The sequence below is a fragment of the Bacteroides sp. genome, assembly GCF_052357945.1.
Taxonomy (GTDB): Bacteria; Bacteroidota; Bacteroidia; order Bacteroidales; family Bacteroidaceae; genus Bacteroides.
In genome coordinates, this window is record NZ_DAWCXD010000101.1 from 1 (window position 1) to 18,263 (window position 18,263).

Annotated in this window: 12 protein-coding genes and 1 pseudogene; 10 read left to right on the top strand and 3 right to left on the bottom strand. The window is 39.9% G+C overall.

Annotated elements, in window-relative coordinates:
- The first annotated feature begins 587 nt into the window (after positions 1-587).
- From ACT8YW_RS16265 to ACT8YW_RS16305, 9 genes are read left to right on the top strand one after another with little or no spacing between them, the layout of a single operon-like run.
- On the top strand, positions 588-3,521 hold the full coding sequence (locus tag ACT8YW_RS16265) for a SusC/RagA family TonB-linked outer membrane protein (protein WP_444106152.1): 2,934 nt from the start codon (positions 588-590) through the stop codon (positions 3,519-3,521).
- Positions 3,522-3,535: 14 nt separating this feature from the next.
- Positions 3,536-5,062, top strand: coding sequence for a RagB/SusD family nutrient uptake outer membrane protein (locus tag ACT8YW_RS16270; protein ID WP_444106154.1), 1,527 nt, complete (start codon positions 3,536-3,538; stop codon positions 5,060-5,062).
- A gap of 23 nt (positions 5,063-5,085) precedes the next feature.
- A complete protein-coding gene (locus tag ACT8YW_RS16275; RefSeq protein ID WP_444106156.1) occupies positions 5,086-5,967 on the top strand; it encodes a DUF4984 domain-containing protein in 882 nt (293 codons plus the stop codon).
- Between the two features lie 32 nt (positions 5,968-5,999).
- Complete coding sequence (locus ACT8YW_RS16280) at positions 6,000-7,508, top strand: DUF5003 domain-containing protein (RefSeq protein WP_444106158.1); 1,509 nt, start codon at positions 6,000-6,002, stop codon at positions 7,506-7,508.
- 33 nt (positions 7,509-7,541) lie between these two features.
- Positions 7,542-10,166, top strand: coding sequence for a DUF4458 domain-containing protein (locus ACT8YW_RS16285; protein ID WP_444106160.1), 2,625 nt, complete (start codon positions 7,542-7,544; stop codon positions 10,164-10,166).
- Between the two features lie 26 nt (positions 10,167-10,192).
- Positions 10,193-11,950: a BACON domain-containing protein gene (locus ACT8YW_RS16290; RefSeq protein ID WP_444106162.1), complete on the top strand. Its 1,758-nt coding sequence runs from the start codon at positions 10,193-10,195 to the stop codon at positions 11,948-11,950.
- Between the two features lie 14 nt (positions 11,951-11,964).
- Positions 11,965-14,031, top strand: a complete 2,067-nt coding sequence (locus ACT8YW_RS16295; RefSeq protein WP_444106163.1) for a S8 family peptidase — start codon at positions 11,965-11,967, stop codon at positions 14,029-14,031.
- A 25-nt stretch (positions 14,032-14,056) separates the two neighbouring features.
- Entirely contained in the window at positions 14,057-14,806 is a 750-nt protein-coding gene (locus tag ACT8YW_RS16300; protein ID WP_444106165.1) for a DUF1573 domain-containing protein, read from the top strand.
- A gap of 42 nt (positions 14,807-14,848) precedes the next feature.
- Positions 14,849-15,316, top strand: coding sequence for a lipocalin family protein (locus ACT8YW_RS16305; protein ID WP_444106167.1), 468 nt, complete (start codon positions 14,849-14,851; stop codon positions 15,314-15,316).
- Positions 15,317-15,450: 134 nt separating this feature from the next.
- On the opposite strand, the gene ACT8YW_RS16310 is transcribed toward ACT8YW_RS16305, so the two are convergent.
- The 3 genes and pseudogenes from ACT8YW_RS16310 to ACT8YW_RS16320 form a co-directional block, all read right to left on the bottom strand.
- A complete protein-coding gene (locus ACT8YW_RS16310; RefSeq protein WP_444106169.1) occupies positions 15,451-16,320 on the bottom strand; it encodes a bifunctional helix-turn-helix domain-containing protein/methylated-DNA--[protein]-cysteine S-methyltransferase in 870 nt (289 codons plus the stop codon).
- Positions 16,317-16,847 (bottom strand): methylated-DNA--[protein]-cysteine S-methyltransferase, encoded by a 531-nt coding sequence (locus tag ACT8YW_RS16315; RefSeq protein WP_444106171.1) that lies wholly within the window; start codon positions 16,845-16,847, stop codon positions 16,317-16,319. The genes ACT8YW_RS16310 and ACT8YW_RS16315 overlap by 4 nt, the downstream gene beginning before the upstream one ends.
- A gap of 180 nt (positions 16,848-17,027) precedes the next feature.
- Positions 17,028-17,618 (bottom strand): annotated as a pseudogene (locus tag ACT8YW_RS16320) (sugar O-acetyltransferase).
- A 175-nt stretch (positions 17,619-17,793) separates the two neighbouring features.
- Between ACT8YW_RS16320 and ACT8YW_RS16325 the strand changes: the two are divergent.
- The gene (locus ACT8YW_RS16325; RefSeq protein WP_444106173.1) at positions 17,794-18,045 is read left to right on the top strand and encodes a hypothetical protein; all 252 of its coding nucleotides are present in this window, start codon (positions 17,794-17,796) and stop codon (positions 18,043-18,045) included.
- The last annotated feature ends 218 nt before the right edge of the window (positions 18,046-18,263 follow it).

The window sequence follows — 18,263 nt, forward strand, 5'->3', positions numbered from 1 at the left end:
TATGTTACTAATTTTCAAATAAATAATTCTAACCCTTATATCGAACTCACGTTATACTAACAACAGTAGTTCAATCTTCTTCTTTTAAAAAAGCAACGAACTCAGGAGTAAGTTTCGTTCCTTCAGCTGTAAGGTCATCATAAGTGTAAGAAAATGTTTCACTTGTAGATTACATAAAACGTAAATGATAATATGCATAGTCAACCCAACAAATAACACTATTTAACAATAAAACAAAAAGATATCAAAATATATATAATCGCACAATTATGAAACGTTTCATAAACATATACATATAAACATACATAAGAAGTAATTACATAAAGACAACAACTATTATTTTTTACATTTCTTTCTTGATGTTAAAAAAATAACTTTTTTACTATTTTGTCCTGTTTTATAGTATTTTTGCGATCGAATTAATATATATTTTAACAAATGAATACTTTCCTTTCTTTCGTTTTGACTTGTAAATCAAATGCAATATTTAAAAACATTAAATCAAGAGATTCGTTTTGAATTTTCATTTGACTGCCTCCCAATAGCAACAAAGAAACCTATATTTATTTAATTTATATAATTGTAAGATGAAAAGATTATTTCTTGGAGTAGTCTTTTTAGCAATCTTAAGCGTACAATTAATTATGGCACAATCATTTGTCATTAAGGGCAGAGTTGTCTCCAAAACAGATGGTATGCCATTGATTGGCGTTTCGGTATTGCAAAAAGGGACTACCAATGGGGTAGTTACCGATATCGATGGTAACTACTTGGTAAGAATTCAAGGCGCTGATGCAATGTTAAGATTTTCATACATTGGAATGCAGTCGCAAGAGTTTAAAGTCACCGCTCAAACAGATGTTTTAAATGTGACCTTGTTTGATAACACCGAGATGGTAGATGAGGTTGTTGTTGTAGCTTATGGTGTACGTAAAAAAGGTACAATAGCAGGTTCGGTATCGACTGTAAAATCAGAAAAATTGGAAAATGTGCCGGCTGCTGGTTTCGATCAGGCATTGCAGGGGCAGACACCGGGACTTATGGTAGTTTCCGGTTCGGGTGAACCTAGTGCAGCTGCTACTTTCCAGATTCGAGGAACAAACTCTATAAATTCAGGAACTTCACCATTGTTTATATTGGACGGAGTACCTATTTCGAGCTCTGATTTTAACACGATCAGTCCAAGTGATATTGAATCAATTTCCGTGCTGAAGGATGCATCTTCTACTTCTATATATGGAGCTCGTGCTGCTAATGGTGTTGTAGTGATAACTACCAAGCGCGGACGTTCTACTGACGGAGCAAAAGTAACTTTTCGTGCACAATATGGATTTTCTCAGTTGACTCGTTCGAAGTGGAATATGATGAATACGGATGAACGTATTCAATATGAAAAGGAAATAGGGCTGGACGCCGGAAAAGATTATGCTGTATTGAGCCGGACAAATGTAAACTGGCTGGATGAAGTCTTTAATAGTAATGCTCCTTTGCAGAATTATGAACTGTCTGTGAATGGTGCTACAGACAAAACTAATTATTTTGTTTCCGGAAGTTTCTTTGATCAAGATGGTATTACAACGGGATCTACATTCCGTCGCTATAATATGCGGGCAAACGTAGAAAACAGAGCTACCAAATGGTTGAAACTAGGAACTAACTCAATGTTTGCTTACGATGAAACAGAGCAGGCGGAAGCAGGGAATGGATATGCACTGAATGCTCCTATTCCGGCTGCACGTTTTATGTTACCTTATTGGAATCCTTACCGTGAAGACGGCTCGTTGGCTTCTATTAATGATGGAAGTTGGGCTGGAACAGGAGAAAATCCACTGGAATGGATGGCAAATAATCCTGTAAAATATAAGAAGTACAAAGTGATGTCTACCCTTTTTGCAGAGGCTACATTACTGGGTGGACTAACCATTCGTTCCCAATTTGGTGTGGATTTCTCTCATCAGTCTGCATTTATGCAATCGTTTCCGAGCTACAAGCCTAATAATTTGCAAGGGAGCGCCGGTAGAAGTTCTACGGATATGTTGAATCTGACTATTACTAATACGGCTAATTATCGCTTCATGTTGAAAGATATTCATTCTTTTAATGTAATGATCGGGCAGGAAGGCGTTGATTTTCGTCAGGAAGGCTTTACCGTAACTACCAGGGGACAGAATAATGATTTCCTAACCAATGTAACTTCTGGTACACGTGCCACTAGTTGGAGTGATGTTACTGCCTCTTATGCATATGTTTCTTTTTTTGGAAGAGGTGAATATAATTATGACGACCGTTACTATGCAGATTTTTCAGTTCGTACAGATGGCTCTTCTCGTTTTGGTGTAGACGGTCGTTGGGCGACTTTCTGGTCTGTAGGTTTAATGTGGAATTTGCGCAAAGAGAAATTTATGCAAAAGTATGACTGGTTGACGAATGCGCAGATAACATTCAGTACTGGTACTTCCGGTAACTCTACAATTCCTAATTATGATCATTTGGCGCTGGTGTCTGGTGGACTTGATTATATGGGAGAAGCAGGTATTGCTGCTTCACAAAGAGGAAACGAAAAGTTAGGTTGGGAACAGTTGTGGACAACTAATATTGGTTTGCATTTAGGACTTTTTTCTCGTATCAACTTTGATTTTGAATTTTATAATAAGCGTACATCCAATATGCTGATGGAGGTTCCGGTTTCTTATGCTGATGGAGGATATTCTTCTCGTTGGGACAATGTTGGAGTAATGGTCAACCGTGGTGTTGAATTATCATTGAATGCTGATATAATCAGAATAAAGGATTTTAGCTGGAATGTGAATGCGAACGTGTCATATAATAAGAATGAACTGAAAGAACTATATAACGGGGCAGATGAATACGTTGTAGGAACTACTGCAAGCAAACTGACTGTAGGACATTCTGTTAGTGAGTTTTATATGAATCGTTATGCAGGTGTTAATCCTGCCAATGGTGATGCTTTGTGGTATACGAAAGATGGTGAAGTAACTACAGAACTCCGAGAATCGGACAAAGTTATGACAGGTAAGAGTTTCATAGCTCCATGGCAAGGAGGCTTTGGAACAACACTTGCTTGGAAAGGTTGGTCATTGAACACACAGTTTAGTTGGATGGCGGATCGCTGGATCTATAACAACGACCGCTATATGGAAGAAAGTAATGGACAATTTTCAATGTACAATCAATCAAAGAGACTGCTTTATGATCGCTGGAAGAAACCGGGAGACGTGACGGATATTCCGCGTCACGGTGTATATGCACAGCATGATACTCGTTTCTTGGAGGATGCTTCATTTCTGCGTCTGAAAAATCTGATGCTATCCTATTCGTTCCCTCAGACTTGGTTGAAGAAAACTAAATTTATCAGTTCAGCCCGCCTTTATGGACAGGCACAGAATCTGCTGACTTTTACCAAGTTCACAGGCCTGGACCCGGAAACGAATGCTAATATGTATCAGGCAGCATATCCGATGTCACGTCAGTTTAGTTTCGGATTAGACATTACATTCTAAAAAATATAACAACAATGATAAGAAAGATAAAAATATATATCACTTTGGTTGCCGTTGCCCTTTTTTCGGTGTCTTGCCTGGATAAATACCCCGAAAACGCTATCTTGGAGGGAGATGCAATCAAAACTGTAGAAGAAGCCAATCAGGCTGTAATTGGAATTTATGCCTATATGAAGAGCCCAAATCTTTATAGCGGCTTATTGACATTGTTACCCGACTTGCAGGCCGATTTGGCTTATGCGGTAGAAGGATATACAAATACATATGGTGATATTTGGCGTTGGAATATTCTGCCTACCAATACAGAAGTGGAGGCTGTTTATGGAACTTTATATGCACTAGTTGGTAAATGTAACTTCCTGTTAGAGAAGATTGCCGTACTGGAGAAAGAAGTTGTTGATGATGATTATGAAAAGTTGCAACAGTATAAAGGAGAAGCCCTATTTGCCCGTGCATTGGCATATTCGGACCTCATCAAGATGTATTGCAAAGCTTATGATCCTGCAACAGCTGATAGCGAACTGGGAGTAGTGCTGGTATCCAGCTATTCGAATGCGGGAGAATTAAAGCGTGCTTCATTGAAAGATTCTTATCAGTTTGTGCTGGATGATTTAGCTCAGGCTGCAATTTGTCTTGAATTGGACGAAGATGAAGAAAGTGAATCATTCTATGATACGACCTATTTCAATATTTATACAGTAAATGCCCTTTATGCACGTGTATATCTGAATATGCGCGAATGGGATAAGGCTATAGAATATGCTTCGGAAGTGATTGAGAGTGGTAAGTTCAAATTGTCCAGTACAACCGAAATGATTGATTCCGAGACCTCTTATTATCAATATATGTGGCAATATGACCATTCTACGGAAATTATCTGGAAAGTAGGCTTTACCACTACCTCATATGGTGGAAGTCTGGGAACAATCTTCTTTAACTATGATTTCAACTCATTTAAACCGGATTATGTTCCGGCAGCATGGGTGCTGAACTTGTATGCAGATACAGATAGACGTGCTGCTACTTTTTTTCAGAGTTATAGGACAGGATACGAACATGGATTACAATGGCCTTTGTTGGCTAAATATTTCGGAAATCAGGAATTCTACGAACAACGCATCTTGCATGTTACTATGCCGAAAGTATTCCGTCTTTCCGAGCAGTACCTGATTCGTGCGGAAGCATATTGTCAGAAGTCAAATCCAGAATATGGAAAGGGAGCAAGTGACCTTACTACTTTACGCCAGGCACGTTATTTAAATTATGGCTCTGCTTCTTTGAACAGTGAAAATTGGTTTAAGGAGATATCAGAGGAACGTGTAAGAGAATTGTATATGGAGGGCTTCCGCTTGAATGACCTAAAACGGTGGGGACAGCAAGGACTTGTAAATGGATTTACTCGTAAACCGCAGGCAAACACAGTTTCTGTGGGAAGCAGTCTGAAGGTAGATGTGTCCAATCCTTTATTTGTCTGGCCTATTCCTCAACACGAACTGGACTTACCGGGATCACAAATTGAGCCGAATGAGAGCAATAAATAAGTAACTAAACAGAATATATGACAATGAAACAATATTTAATAGGATTATGTGTGGCTACGGCTATGGGATGTAGCTTGGTAGGATGTGATGAGGATCATGTCACATACAGCGGTCCGGATTATGTCATGTTCTCCGACACATTATCAACTATAGCAATTCAGAATGATGATTATCACGATGTATATATCGCAGCTACTCAGGCTTGTGATTATGATCGGACATATGGAATTGAAATAGTAGACAAGGAGAGTAATGCAATTGAAGGGAAACATTATTCCATTGAATCTAATTCAGTAACTATTAAAGCTGGGGAGTATGCTGCTGCATTACGTATCCGTGGTAATTATGACAGGATTACTGATACGGATTCCATAGGTGTCACTTTACGTTTGATTAATAAGGAACAGACATGGAATGTATATGGTGATAAAGCACGCATAGTATTACGTAAAGTATGTCCGTTTGATCTGAATACTTTCACTCGCTATTGCCGGGTGACTTCTACTTATTATGAAGCTCATATGCCGGGTGTGGAAGAGCGTATAATAATGACTGAACCTGATCCGGAGGAGGAGAACACGGTCATATTGAAGGACTTTTTCTATAAAGGGTATGACATCAAGCTTCATTTTAATACCAAGGATCCGCTTCAACCGCAGATTGAGATGGAAGACGGTCAAGTGATAGCCAGTACGGCAGAAGTTTTTGGCGGACCGATTGGTGATGGTAATCTGCGAGTACAACAACCTGTGAACTTGGTTTCTTATTATAATGTATGCCAGCATTATGTTATGCTATATTTTATGTTGTATGCGCAAGACGGAGACCAGGTGCAGACAGAAAATACGTACTTGACTATTCTTGAATGGATCAGTGATGCTGAAGCCGGAGCAAAGCCGGAATAAGTATGGGAATAATTAAATAAATGGAAATTCAAATGAGTATGAAAAATATAAAACGGCTCTTGGGAGTATTTTCAATGATACTGGGTACTGTTGTCTTTACTGCTTGCTCAGATGATGAGAAGCAGGAAGCGCCGGTATTCCCGGAATCGGTAGTACTTAATTGTCAACCGGGAGAAAGTGAACCAGCCGAATTGGTGTTTACGGCCAATCAGCCTTGGACTCTTGCTTCTTCAAAATTGTGGTGTAAATTCTCAGTAGATGGTGAATTAGTTAATTCGTTGGCTGGTGGAGTTGGTGAGCAGACAGTGAAAGTAGTTGCTACGGATGACGTTTGGGATTTTAACGATGCTTTGGCTGAACTGACTTTATCCATGGGGGGGCAGACAAAGGCTATCGCTATAGTGAACCGTTCAGCCAATGAACGTGATTTAAAGATATATCAAGATATTGAACATCCATTTGGAGAAGAAAATCCTGCAGAGTTTAAGTATGCAATTGTTGGAATGAGTCTGAAGGATGTCAAGATTGTAGCAAACTTTGATTGGGAAATACAAAAATATCCCGAATGGGTTTCTATAGATGAGCAATATATGGTAGGAAAGGCTGGGAAAATAACAACTGTTACTTTTGATTTTAACGAAGAAGCAGATATAAGATATCCGTTTACAAAAGAAGATACTAATAATAGAATTGTTTTTGTGAATAAGGATGGTAAAGAATACTCTGTGGACATTCCTGTGGTTTATGAAGGAATGCCGGAGGATGCTGTTCAGTTCCCGATTGAACCTTTCACTAAATGGACTTTTTCACAAGATGCTAGACAATATTGGATTGCATCTGATACACCAGAAGGGGATGGACCGGAAGTTGTAGATAAGAATTTTGTGGAGTTGCAGGTTATCACTCCTGGAAAGTATCATTTGGTATGTTTTTCTTATGAGCAAGAATATGGATATACTTTATTAGATGAATGGTCTACTTGGATTTATACGGATATTAATGATATTTGTAATGTTTCTGTATCAGTAAGCCGGAACTCCGGTATGAAAAGAGAAGGTTATATACTTGCTATTCCTGATGTAGTATATAAAACTTTAAACGGTGAAGAGAACTTATTAGAGCATCCATATGACGACGATTATGCTGAAATAAAAGAGAAATATAATAAATACATATTGATGAGACTTTCGCAAGAAGGAGAGAAAGCTGGCGGATTTGATATTATGACTGGTGATGGTGCACCTGTAACTGATGGATTGGTGGAAGTACCAGAGTTAGGAAATGATTTTGGAACTACGAATGCCTGGAAGTTAACTTTGCCGAAGCCAGATAAAGAAACAATGTTTATTATCACTCCAAAAGGGCTGACAGTTGGTTCTGTTTCAAATTATCTTTGGAAGGATGTTACTTTGGAACAGGAAGGTAATACTTTTTATTTAGGTATACCTGCATCCGTCAATATTGAAAGTGAAGATATGTATATTGCAATAAGAGATGAAAACTGGTTAACAACCGGTGTTCTATTTATTTCCTTTTATTAATCGTTCTATTAAAAAACAAAGATATTTCAAATTATGAATCTTAAATCATTATTTTCAAAACTGAACATAGCTACAGTTATTGCCCTGTTCTGTACCGTGGCAATAACCGGATGCTCTGACGATAAAGAGGAAATACAGGCAGGCAATGGTTATGTGCAGTTCAAACTCTATAAGAGTATTGAAAGTGAGGACGCGTCTGTAACCCGCACAACTGTAGAGAGATTGGATTTTTTAAATGATGCTAAGAAAATGCAAGTTGTGCTTTCACATAATAATACGACGATTACTCAGAATGTTCCTCTGAATGCTTATAATGACCAGGCAGCCGAATATGGGTTACGTAGTGATAAGCTGGAATTACTTCCGGGAGAATACACACTGATCGGTTATTATCTGTTTAATAAGGTAGAAGAAAAAATATTCTCCGGAGAACCGGCAGAACCTACCACATTTACAGTGCTGACCGGAGGACTGACAGTGCAGGATGTGTATGTAAAAGCTGTCAATAGTGGACTGGTAAAATTTACATTAGTGAAAGACTTCTCTGATTTCTCTGAAAACACTCGTGCCGGAGGAAGTGAGGGGCAAAAGAGTTATCTTTTCTCTGATATAGCAAAGGTAGATATCAAAGTCAGAAACCTTTATACAAAACAAGATAGTGTTTTTACAAACCTGAAAGTGAAATACAAGGAAGGTTATGAAGGAACTGAAGCTGGAAGTCCGGGAATGGCTGTCGGTGTTATTGATACACTAGTTACTCTGGAAGCCGGTGAATATGAAGTTATATCATACACTACTTATGATAAACTGAATAAAGTTCCCTTGGAGTCAACTTCACAATTGAAAGAGAATCGTTTCGTTATTGAGGAAAGTAAAGAGACGGATGCTGAAGTTCCTGTGAAGATGCGTCCGTTGGCTGCTGATATTCAAGATTATTATGCCTTGAAAGCAATATGGGAAGCTTTGGGAGGAGAAAGTTGGTCTTTCAATGGTGAAAGTTATCCGAAAGGAACTAATTGGGACTTTAACAAGCAGGTAGATATGTGGGGAAATCAGCCGGGTGTATCTTTGAATGGTGAAGGCCGTGTTACGGCACTGAACATCGGAGATTTCAATCCTAAAGGTGTCGTACCGAAAGAACTCGGACTACTTACCGAACTGACGGTACTTACGCTTGGTTCTCACAATGACAAGATCGGTTCTATTAGTCCTCAGATGAAATATGGTGCAGAGGCTTCTACTACGTACCTTGAAGAAACCCGTAATGACTATTACAATAAATTCTTGAAGAAAGATCCGCATGCTAACTTTTCTGTAACATTGCGTTCGGATTTCAAAGTTGAAGATCTGAAAAAGACTAAAATCAAGGAAACGGACATAATGCCGCTGGACGTACAGGAGGGTGATTATACCAATGGTATTACCGGATTTGAGAATGGAGATGAAATCTTTAAGAATTTGACCAAGTTGCGTCAATTTTACATTGCAAATGGCGAGATTTCATCATTGCCTAAATCTATAAAGTATTTGGAAGAATGCCGTGATGTAGAAGTCTACAACTGTCAGAAAATGACGAAATTTCCAGAGGAACTGAATACGTTGAAGAATTTGGAAGCGTTGAACTTTGCTATGAATCCCCAGATTTCAAGTGAAGACTTGCTGCAGGGATTGAAGAGCTTGGCAATGTCAGATGCCGGTAAAAGCATTCAGATTTTATACTTGGGTAATAACAATCTGACGGAGATTCCAAAGGAATTTGCACAAATGAAGAAGTTGTCTAAGTTGGATTGTGTCCATAATAAGATTAAGACTCTTTATCCTATGGGTGAAGATATTGACTTGACGCAATTGACGATGGACTATAATGAAATAGAAGAGATTCCGGATAATTTCAGTGGAATAAACAATATCGAGACATACTCTTTCTCACATAATAAGTTGAAAGTACTGCCTGATATTTTTGATGCCAGTTCTATCTATATCATGAATTCCGTAAACTTCTCATACAATGAGATTGAAAGCATAGAGAATGATGGTAATGGTTATAAAGGTATTAACGCTGCTACTATAGACTTGTCATACAATAAGCTGACCAAATTCCCAGGCGCTATTATTCAGGCCGGTTCTCCAGTAAGCTCTTTGGGCTTGGCGGGTAACCAGATATCGGAATTTCCTAAGGGAGCTTCAAAAGGCCCGAAAGCAAATATGTTGAATACGCTTGATTTGACTTTCAATTGTCTGACTGAATTGCCGGAAGACTTTTCTACCAATTTCTATTATATGGTACAGATGGATTTAAGCTATAATCGTTTCAATAAGTTCCCGTTCGAGCCGTTGTATATTCAGACATTACGTTCTATTGCGGTTCGTCACCAGCGCGATAAGGACGGTTATCGTTGCATGAAAGAATGGCCCACCAATGTGTCCACTTGTCCGGTACTGCAACGTCTCTTTTTGGGAGGTAACGATATCGGTGAAGTGCCTGAAACAGAGGAAATATCATATCGAATTTATATACTTGATATCAGTGATAATCCGGAAATTGTGATTAATGTATCGGCTGTTTGTCCTTATATCACTGCCAATATGTATACGTTGATTTACGACGCATGGCAGAATATTCGCGGATGTCCTGCATTAAAGTTGGAGAATAAATAAGCTTGGTTGTAGTAAAATAGAATTTTATGAAGAAATATATATTAAAACTAACTTTAGGCTTGATGTTGTTTGCCGGGTTTGGTACTGCCTGTACAGATGACGATGACGATCAAGCAGTTGTTTTCAGCCTGAGTGCGGAAGAATTGTTTTTTCCGGAAGATGGCGGAATGGAAAATGTGACGATTACCGCTGCCAATACCTGGAATGTGAATACAAATGCTTCCTGGTTGAAGATAAAACCAGCGAATGGCGCTGGAAGCGGTGAATTTACAGTTATGGCCGACGCTTCAGTATTGGCTGAGCCCAGAACAGCTACTATTCGTGTTGAGGCTGCCGGAGAGATGCCTAAAACAATCAAACTGACTCAGATGGGCTATCAGTTGGGAGTACATCCTGCCACTGTTGACACGCTGATTGAAAGTTCTGCATTGAGAGATAAACGTTTCTTTGAACTGTCTGTGGTAACGAATGTAAGATTCATCGTGGATATAAAAGAATCCATACTGGATGCATCCGGTAATGAGACAGGAGAGATAGGCGGAAAATCAGAATGGCTGTCTACCACTTATAAGGAAAAGGATTTGAATCTTGATTATGGTCAGCGCCCTATTTCTGCTAAGTTGCGTTTTGACTGGAACGTGAATGTTATAGATAAGAAGCGTGCTGCGAAAGTTATCTTCAAGTTCACCGATAATGACGGAAATCCTCAGGAAACAGTCTTGACGGTAACTCAGAAAGCAGCTCCGACGATTACGGATGACCGTGCGGGAGATTCGTTGGCATTACTGATTATCAGTGAGCGTATAAATACCATGTCTCCTTGGGATGGCAGCCGGAACATGAGATACTGGTCTGGTGTTCAATTGTGGGAAAATACAGACCAGGAAGTGAAGGATCATCCTGAAATGAAAGGTCGTGTACGTGCTGTGTTCTTCAGAATGTTCCAGACAGAAGAATCAATCCCGGCAGAAATTGTAAATCTGAAATATGTAGAAGATCTCGGTTTCTTCAGTAATACTAATAATGGTTTGAAGAGTATAGAACTGGGCAATGAAATCTGTCAGTTGAAATATTTGAAGAACTTAAGACTTGATGCTTTCGGATTGATATCATTGCCAACTGAAAGTGAGCTGAAAAATCTGGGTGATAAACTGGAAAGTCTGAGTCTGTCCAGCAACAATTTCACAAAAATTCCGGACGGAATCAATCAAAAGACTTTCCCGAATCTGAAAGTGCTGAAAATAAGCTCTAACCGAAGAAGAGATATTGTTTCGGATTTAACTACGCTGGATAAAGGAAAAGATGGATTGTATATGGACTTGAACAGTTATGCGGATAAACGGCGATTTATGGAATTACTGGCGTGGGGATTGGATACTTTGCAACTTTCCAATAACTATATCGAGGGTAAATTGCCGACCGATGATGAATTACTTTCTTCCGGATTGGGCTTTGAGGTGTATACTAAAGAAGATATTGAAGAATCCAAACATACAGGAGACAAGAAGGATGAATTGCCGGATATTCTGATAGGTACGCCTAAAGTAATGTTTAGTACAAAAGCATTCTCAATTAATTTGAATTACTTGACAGGAAGTATCCCCGACTGGATTCTTCATCATCCTCAAATGGCAGATTGGAACTCATTCACCTTTATCTTCAATCAGGATGAATCAGCAACGAGTGATACGCAGGGCAATCTACCGGGATTTGATAATGTACCGAAGGATTTTGAAGATTTTTATAAATTATATCCAAACAAACGACCCACTTGGGAGAATTAATGAACTGAATAATAATGAAAAAGATATATTATAATATTGCGATTTTGCTTACTGCCATTTTCGTGTCCTGTACGGACACGGAAATGGTGACAACCAGCGTACCGACTACTCCCGTTACTAACATTCCGTCAGATGCGTGCAAGGGTGAACTATTGATTAAGTTCAAACCGGAAGTATCCGACTTGCTGGATCAGGCACAAACTCGTTCCGGACGAAGTGTAATGACCCGTTCCAGCATTCCCACCGTAGATGAAGTGCTGGAGATTGCAGGCGCTTATCATTTTGAGCGTGTTTTCCCTGTGGATACCCGTCACGAAGGGCGTACCCGCAAGAACGGACTTCACCTTTGGTATATTGTCCGTTTTGATAAGGATGCAGATTTACAGAAAGTGGCTCAGGATCTTTCTAAAATCGGAGAGATTTCTGCTATCGAGTATAATCGCACGGTGAAACGGGCTTACGACTCCAATAAACGTCCCGTCATGCTTGACGAACAGACAAAACGTGCAATTACCATGCATACCGGCAGAACTACTGAACAGTTCAACGATCCGGGGCTTCCTTTGCAATGGAGCTATATGAATAATGGAACTGTAAAGGATGCTAAAGAAGGAACAGTAACACCAGGTGCAGACGTAAACTGTGAAGAAGCATGGAAAAAGTGTACCGGTGATCCCTCCATTATTGTAGCAGTTTTGGATGAAGGTGTTATGTACACGCATAAGGACCTGAAAGCAAATATGTGGAAAAATCCGGGAGAGGATGATGTTACTTCACCGATAGACAATGACGGTAATGGTTATGCGGGTGACGTACATGGCTATAACTTTGTGAATGGAAACGGATATATCTCTTGGTCGGATGCTTCGGATACCGGACACGGTACACATGTTGCCGGTACGATTGCCGCAGTTAATAATAACGGAATTGGTGTGTCTGGTATAGCAGGTGGTGACGGTACGGAGAACTCCGGTGTGAAGATAATGTCTTGCCAGTTATTTTCCGGAGATAACGGTGTAACTCTTTTTGCTGAAGCGCAAGCTATCAAATATGCAGCGGATAATGGTGCGGTAATCTTGCAATGTAGCTGGGGATATAATTCCGGTCGTTCCAATGCGATGAATTATACTCCGGGGCCTACCTCCGATAAGGAATGGATTGCAAGCACTCCACTAGAGAAAGAAGCGTTAGATTACTTTGTCAACAATGCAGGTTCTCCGAATGGAGTGATTGAAGGTGGAATTGTAATTTTCGCTGCTGGCAATGAATTTGCTCCGATGTCTTCTTATCCGGGTGCCTATAAAGATTACATTTCTGTAGCTGCAACAGCAGCTGACGAGACTCCGGCTTGTTATTCCAATTATAGTACGGGAGTAGATATTTCTGCTCCTGGAGGAGATAGCTGGTATCATTGTACTGAATATGGTTCAATTCTCTCTACTATGCCTGGCAGAGGGACAAACACTCCGGACGAAAATGGTTCTACTACGGATGATATGGGCGATAATTACGGATATTATGAGGGGACCTCTATGGCGTGCCCACATGTATCGGGAGTGGCAGCTTTGGGATTATCTTATGCTGTGAAAATCGGAAAGCATTTCCGGGCAGAAGATTTCCGGGAACTATTGTTGAAATCGACACGTCCGATAAATTACTCTGATGAAAGCAAGTTATATTACGAAAATTGGTCTGTTAACGGGACCAATCACCCTACACGTCTAACATTGAGTGACTACAAGGGACAGGTAGGTGGCATGATTGATGCAGCCTTATTGTTAAACAACATTGACGGTTCCGGTGTCGATATGAAAGTGCCCAATATTTATTTGGGAGTAGATAAAACGACTTCAATAAGTCTTGTCTCCTATTTCAAACCGGGGTGTACCGACTTTACCTGCAAGGTAGTTGACGAGACCGTTGCTACTGTTACGGAAACAGCTGTCGGTAAATATACAGTGAAGGGCTTGAAGGTCGGAGCAACAAAAGCGGTAGCTACTGCTATATTGAACGGAAGTTCCGTCACCCAGGAATTTCATATTACTGTACGTAAAAGTGCCGGTGGTAATGGTTGGCTGTAAATTAGCTTTGTAATAGAAGACGGGTATGAGAAACTTTATATTAATCACATTGCTGCATATATTTCTTCCTGTACATCACTCTGGTGCACAGGAGAGAATATTGCAGTTTATTTCCGGACAGAAAATAAATGTCGGTACATTATCTGAAGATGATCCTCCTTCTACTTACCGTTTTGTTTTCCTGAATTCCGGTAAACAAGTTGTGAAGTTGGCTAAAGTTTCTACAACTTGTGGATGTACAGCCGCCAGATTCACGCTGAAAGAGTTGAATCCGGGCGAAGAAGGTGAGGTGGTACTCACGTACAATCCTGACGGACATCCAGGCAAGTTATATACCCGGGCTTTTGTCTATACAGACCAATCTTCTACGGTTCCAGTGGCTGAGCTTGTATTGACAGGTATGGTCATTCCTTCAAAAGACCGATGGAGAAATTTCCCTTATAAAATGGGTAACTTAAGGCTTAGAAGAAAAGTTGTTCGTTTTACAGAGGCTGGTCCCAAGGGTATTGCTGTCGAACGCCTTACTTGTGTAAATAGTGGAGACAAGCCGTTGACGGTGACAGCCATAAAAACTTTGCTTCCCGAATACGTTACTGTTTCGATGCAGCCGGAGATAATACCTGCCGGAACGGAAGCATATATATATATCAAGGTAGATAAACGTCTGATTCCGGAAGGGCAAAAATATCCTTTAAGGTTGCCGGTTATTCTGGAAGGAATTAGCTCTACTCCTTCCGAGCGTACGATTACTGTGTCTATAGAAGCTGGATTTTGAGAATAGAAACAATTAAAGAAACAAATAAAAAAAAGAAAAGTAATGAAAGTATTTTTGAGAATGCTATTATGTTCCATTCTACTCGTTACATTTGCTGCGTGCAATGACGATGACGATGTAAAAGACGTAATGTTGGAGGTAAACTATAAGAATCTCAACGGTACATGGTGTTTGGACAAATGGAATGGAGAGGAAATGAATGACGGACGTTATTGTTATATCACCTTCGACCGCAAGGAACATACTTATGTGATGTATCACAACTTCAATAGTATGTATTCACAGAAACTGACCGGTTCATTTTTAATAGAAGAAAAAGAAGAGGGTTTTGTTCTGAGTGGTACATATGATTATGATAAAGGTGATTGGGCTAACAAATACATAGTTACGGAAATGTTGGACAATTCTATGAAATGGACTGTTAAAGACAACCTGGAAGATATTTCAGTATATGTACGTTGTGACAAAGTACCTGATGATATCATAGCAGGTACCCGTTCTCTGAAATAAATCAATTTATTAGAATTATATCTATTGAAAACTGTAGATATATTAAAAAGAGGATTTTACAAATATCTGTAAGAAATTGTATTGCAATAATATAATTCTTGCAGATATTTTTATCGACTAACATACTGTAATTTTCAACCAATTCCGTTTCCGAGCATTGCAAATACCTCACCTTTTGCAGCCTCCCAACCAATCATTGCAGTCTTGCGAATCTCTCCCCAATGGTAATTTCCCAACTCACCGGAAGCACGAATGACCCGATGACACGGAATAAGGAAAGCTACGGGATTCTCACCGACAGCCGTTCCAACAGCCCGGCAAGCCTTCGGATTATTAATTCCTGCGGCTATATCTCCGTAAGTAGTCAAGCCACCGACAGGAATTTTGAGTAGGGTTTCCCAAACCTTTAGTTGAAAGTCGGTACCTTTCAGATGCAATTTTATTTCTTTGAGTTTACTCCAGTCCTGCGTGAAGATGAATAAAGCATTTTGCTGCACTTCATCCACAATCGAGGTAAACTTTGCATTAGGAAACTTCTTCCGTAAAGAGTTAAAAGCCGCGTCATGATCGTCTGCAAACTCCATACAACAAATTCCTTTATCGGTAGACGCAATGAAGATTTCACCGAAAGGACTTTCAGCAAAACTGTAATTGATAGAAAGACTTTCACCTCCGTTTTTATATTCGCCCGGCGTCATCCCTTCTATATTTACAAACAAGTCATATAATCTGCCCGTACCGGAAAGCCCTGTTTCCTGCGCCGCATCGAATAAAGACGCATGAGTTTCATTCAAGATTCTCTTGGCATATTCAATACTGGTATATTGCAGGAACTTTTTAGGACTAACTCCCGCCCACTCCGTAAACATACGTTGGAAATGCGCTGTACTCAACGCCACCTCCCCGGCAATCTCATCCAATCCCGGTTGCCTTTTAAAATTCTCCCTTATATACCCGATTGCCTGCGCAATGCGTGCATAGTCAAGCATCTTTTGCTCATTCATAACAGAGGTTTGCCATTTAATTCCAAATCCAGCAACCGCTTTTTGGCAGGAAGTCCGCCACCATACCCAACAAGCGTATGGTTACTACCAATGACACGATGACACGGAGCAAAAATAGAAATAGCGTTCGCCCCGTTAGCGGCAGCAACAGCACGGACAGCTTTCGGCAAATCGAGTTGTTTTGCCAACTCACCGTATGACACAGTCGAACCATATGGAATCTCCAACAGCTTATGCCATACACTCTTCTGAAACTCCGTACCAACAAAAAGCAAAGGCACCTCAAACACAGTCCGCTCGCCATTGAAATATTCATCCAACTGCCTGATCGCCTCCTGTATCACATCTGATGTACTTTCCTCATAACCAGCTTTCAACACTTTCCGCAATCTCCTGTCTACGATATCCCTATGACTTTCAGCCGCCCAGTCACAAAGACAAAGCTTATCCTCCAGCGAGCCAAGTATCAAATCACCACAAGGAGAATGATAACGCTGTATTTTAATAACATTCGTTTTATCTTCCATACTTCCAAAGATACGTTTATTATATTTACAGTTGAAATAACAGCTAATAATATTTTCGTTTTTACACTCGCACTCTTATTTCCAATGCCGCAAAATTACTACACGCATCACTGATAAACAACCCGAAAATTGCTATTTTTACATAGAAAAGACAATCTCCCCTCCCACTCCTCCATACAATCAATCGTTCTCAATACACTTTATCACCCGGCAAGGACTGCCGACCGCCACACAATTCTTAGGAATAGACCGAGTGACAACACTACCAGCGCCAATCACACTATTCTCACCAATCGTAACTCCTGCCAGCAGGATTGCACCACCGCCAATCCATACATTGTCTTCGATTCTCACAGGAAGAGCAAAAGTGTTACAAATCGCTTTTCCTTCTTCCCAATTCTACGCAGTTCTTTCATGTACTTTAGTCGAATGTGTCGCTGTATATATCTGAACATTAGAGGCAATCAGCACATTATTTCCTATTTCTATCCGATTGTTATCGACAAAGGTGCAATTCATATTGATTATGACTTTATCGCCTATAAATATATTTTTTCCATATTCACAACGGAAGTCAATATCCACATGAACATTCTGTCCCAAATGCCCGAACATCTCCCGCAAAATTTCCTCTTTCCTGGCTACATCGGCAAAGTCCGTAGCATTTAACTCTCTAAGCAAACGTTTAGTATTCAGCGTCATCTCCGCCAATTCTTTGTCTTTTCCGTCGAAAGGCTCACCGGCCATACATTTCTGATACTCTGTTTTCATCTTACTAAATTTTTGAAGTTAGCAATTATCCTTTTAACTTTTATTCTCAAAGAAAACCAGTAAATATTCCATACCCAATGCGGTATTCTACATCCATTTGATACCATAAACTTCTTCACAAGTCACCGTCGGCATATCTGTCTTCCAGATAATACAATCCATCTTTCCGGATTGAGTGATTATAGAGGTAAGCGATATTCATCCACAAAAAGGACTAACCACTTCAGACCGTGAAGAAGCAATCATCAAACGCAGTATGCTAAAACAAGGAGCCAAACGAGTGGTCTTAGCCACTGCCGCCAAACTGGACACGGCAAGAAACTACCACGTCGCCTCTTTAGCTGAAATTGATTATATTGTTACAGAAAATAGCAAGGTGGATTATATCAAACAGCATTGGCCTTCATACTCGTACAAAGTGATATAAAGCAGAAAGTGGGAAAACCTATCCCTCAATTCAATCTCCAATTATTTTTTATACATGATTTACTCTCACACTTTCCCTGCATCCCTCTATTCATCGTCCTTTCAGTGATGAGGGTAAGAGTGAGGGTAGGTGAGGGTAAAAACGTCACCAACATTTATTTGAAGTAAGCGTCTCCGCGATGCCGTTACTTCTTCCATTTATCCGGCAGTAGTTCTCTG

Coding starts and splice junctions, on each gene's coding strand:
- ACT8YW_RS16275 (WP_444106156.1), top strand. CDS start 5,086: ATGAAACAATATTTAATAGGATTATGTGTGGCTACGGCTATGGGATGT.
- ACT8YW_RS16310 (WP_444106169.1), bottom strand. CDS start 16,320: ATGAATGAGCAAAAGATGCTTGACTATGCACGCATTGCGCAGGCAATC.
- ACT8YW_RS16290 (WP_444106162.1), top strand. CDS start 10,193: ATGAAGAAATATATATTAAAACTAACTTTAGGCTTGATGTTGTTTGCC.
- ACT8YW_RS16265 (WP_444106152.1), top strand. CDS start 588: ATGAAAAGATTATTTCTTGGAGTAGTCTTTTTAGCAATCTTAAGCGTA.
- ACT8YW_RS16295 (WP_444106163.1), top strand. CDS start 11,965: ATGAAAAAGATATATTATAATATTGCGATTTTGCTTACTGCCATTTTC.
- ACT8YW_RS16285 (WP_444106160.1), top strand. CDS start 7,542: ATGAATCTTAAATCATTATTTTCAAAACTGAACATAGCTACAGTTATT.
- ACT8YW_RS16305 (WP_444106167.1), top strand. CDS start 14,849: ATGAAAGTATTTTTGAGAATGCTATTATGTTCCATTCTACTCGTTACA.
- ACT8YW_RS16270 (WP_444106154.1), top strand. CDS start 3,536: ATGATAAGAAAGATAAAAATATATATCACTTTGGTTGCCGTTGCCCTT.
- ACT8YW_RS16300 (WP_444106165.1), top strand. CDS start 14,057: ATGAGAAACTTTATATTAATCACATTGCTGCATATATTTCTTCCTGTA.
- ACT8YW_RS16315 (WP_444106171.1), bottom strand. CDS start 16,847: ATGGAAGATAAAACGAATGTTATTAAAATACAGCGTTATCATTCTCCT.
- ACT8YW_RS16280 (WP_444106158.1), top strand. CDS start 6,000: ATGAGTATGAAAAATATAAAACGGCTCTTGGGAGTATTTTCAATGATA.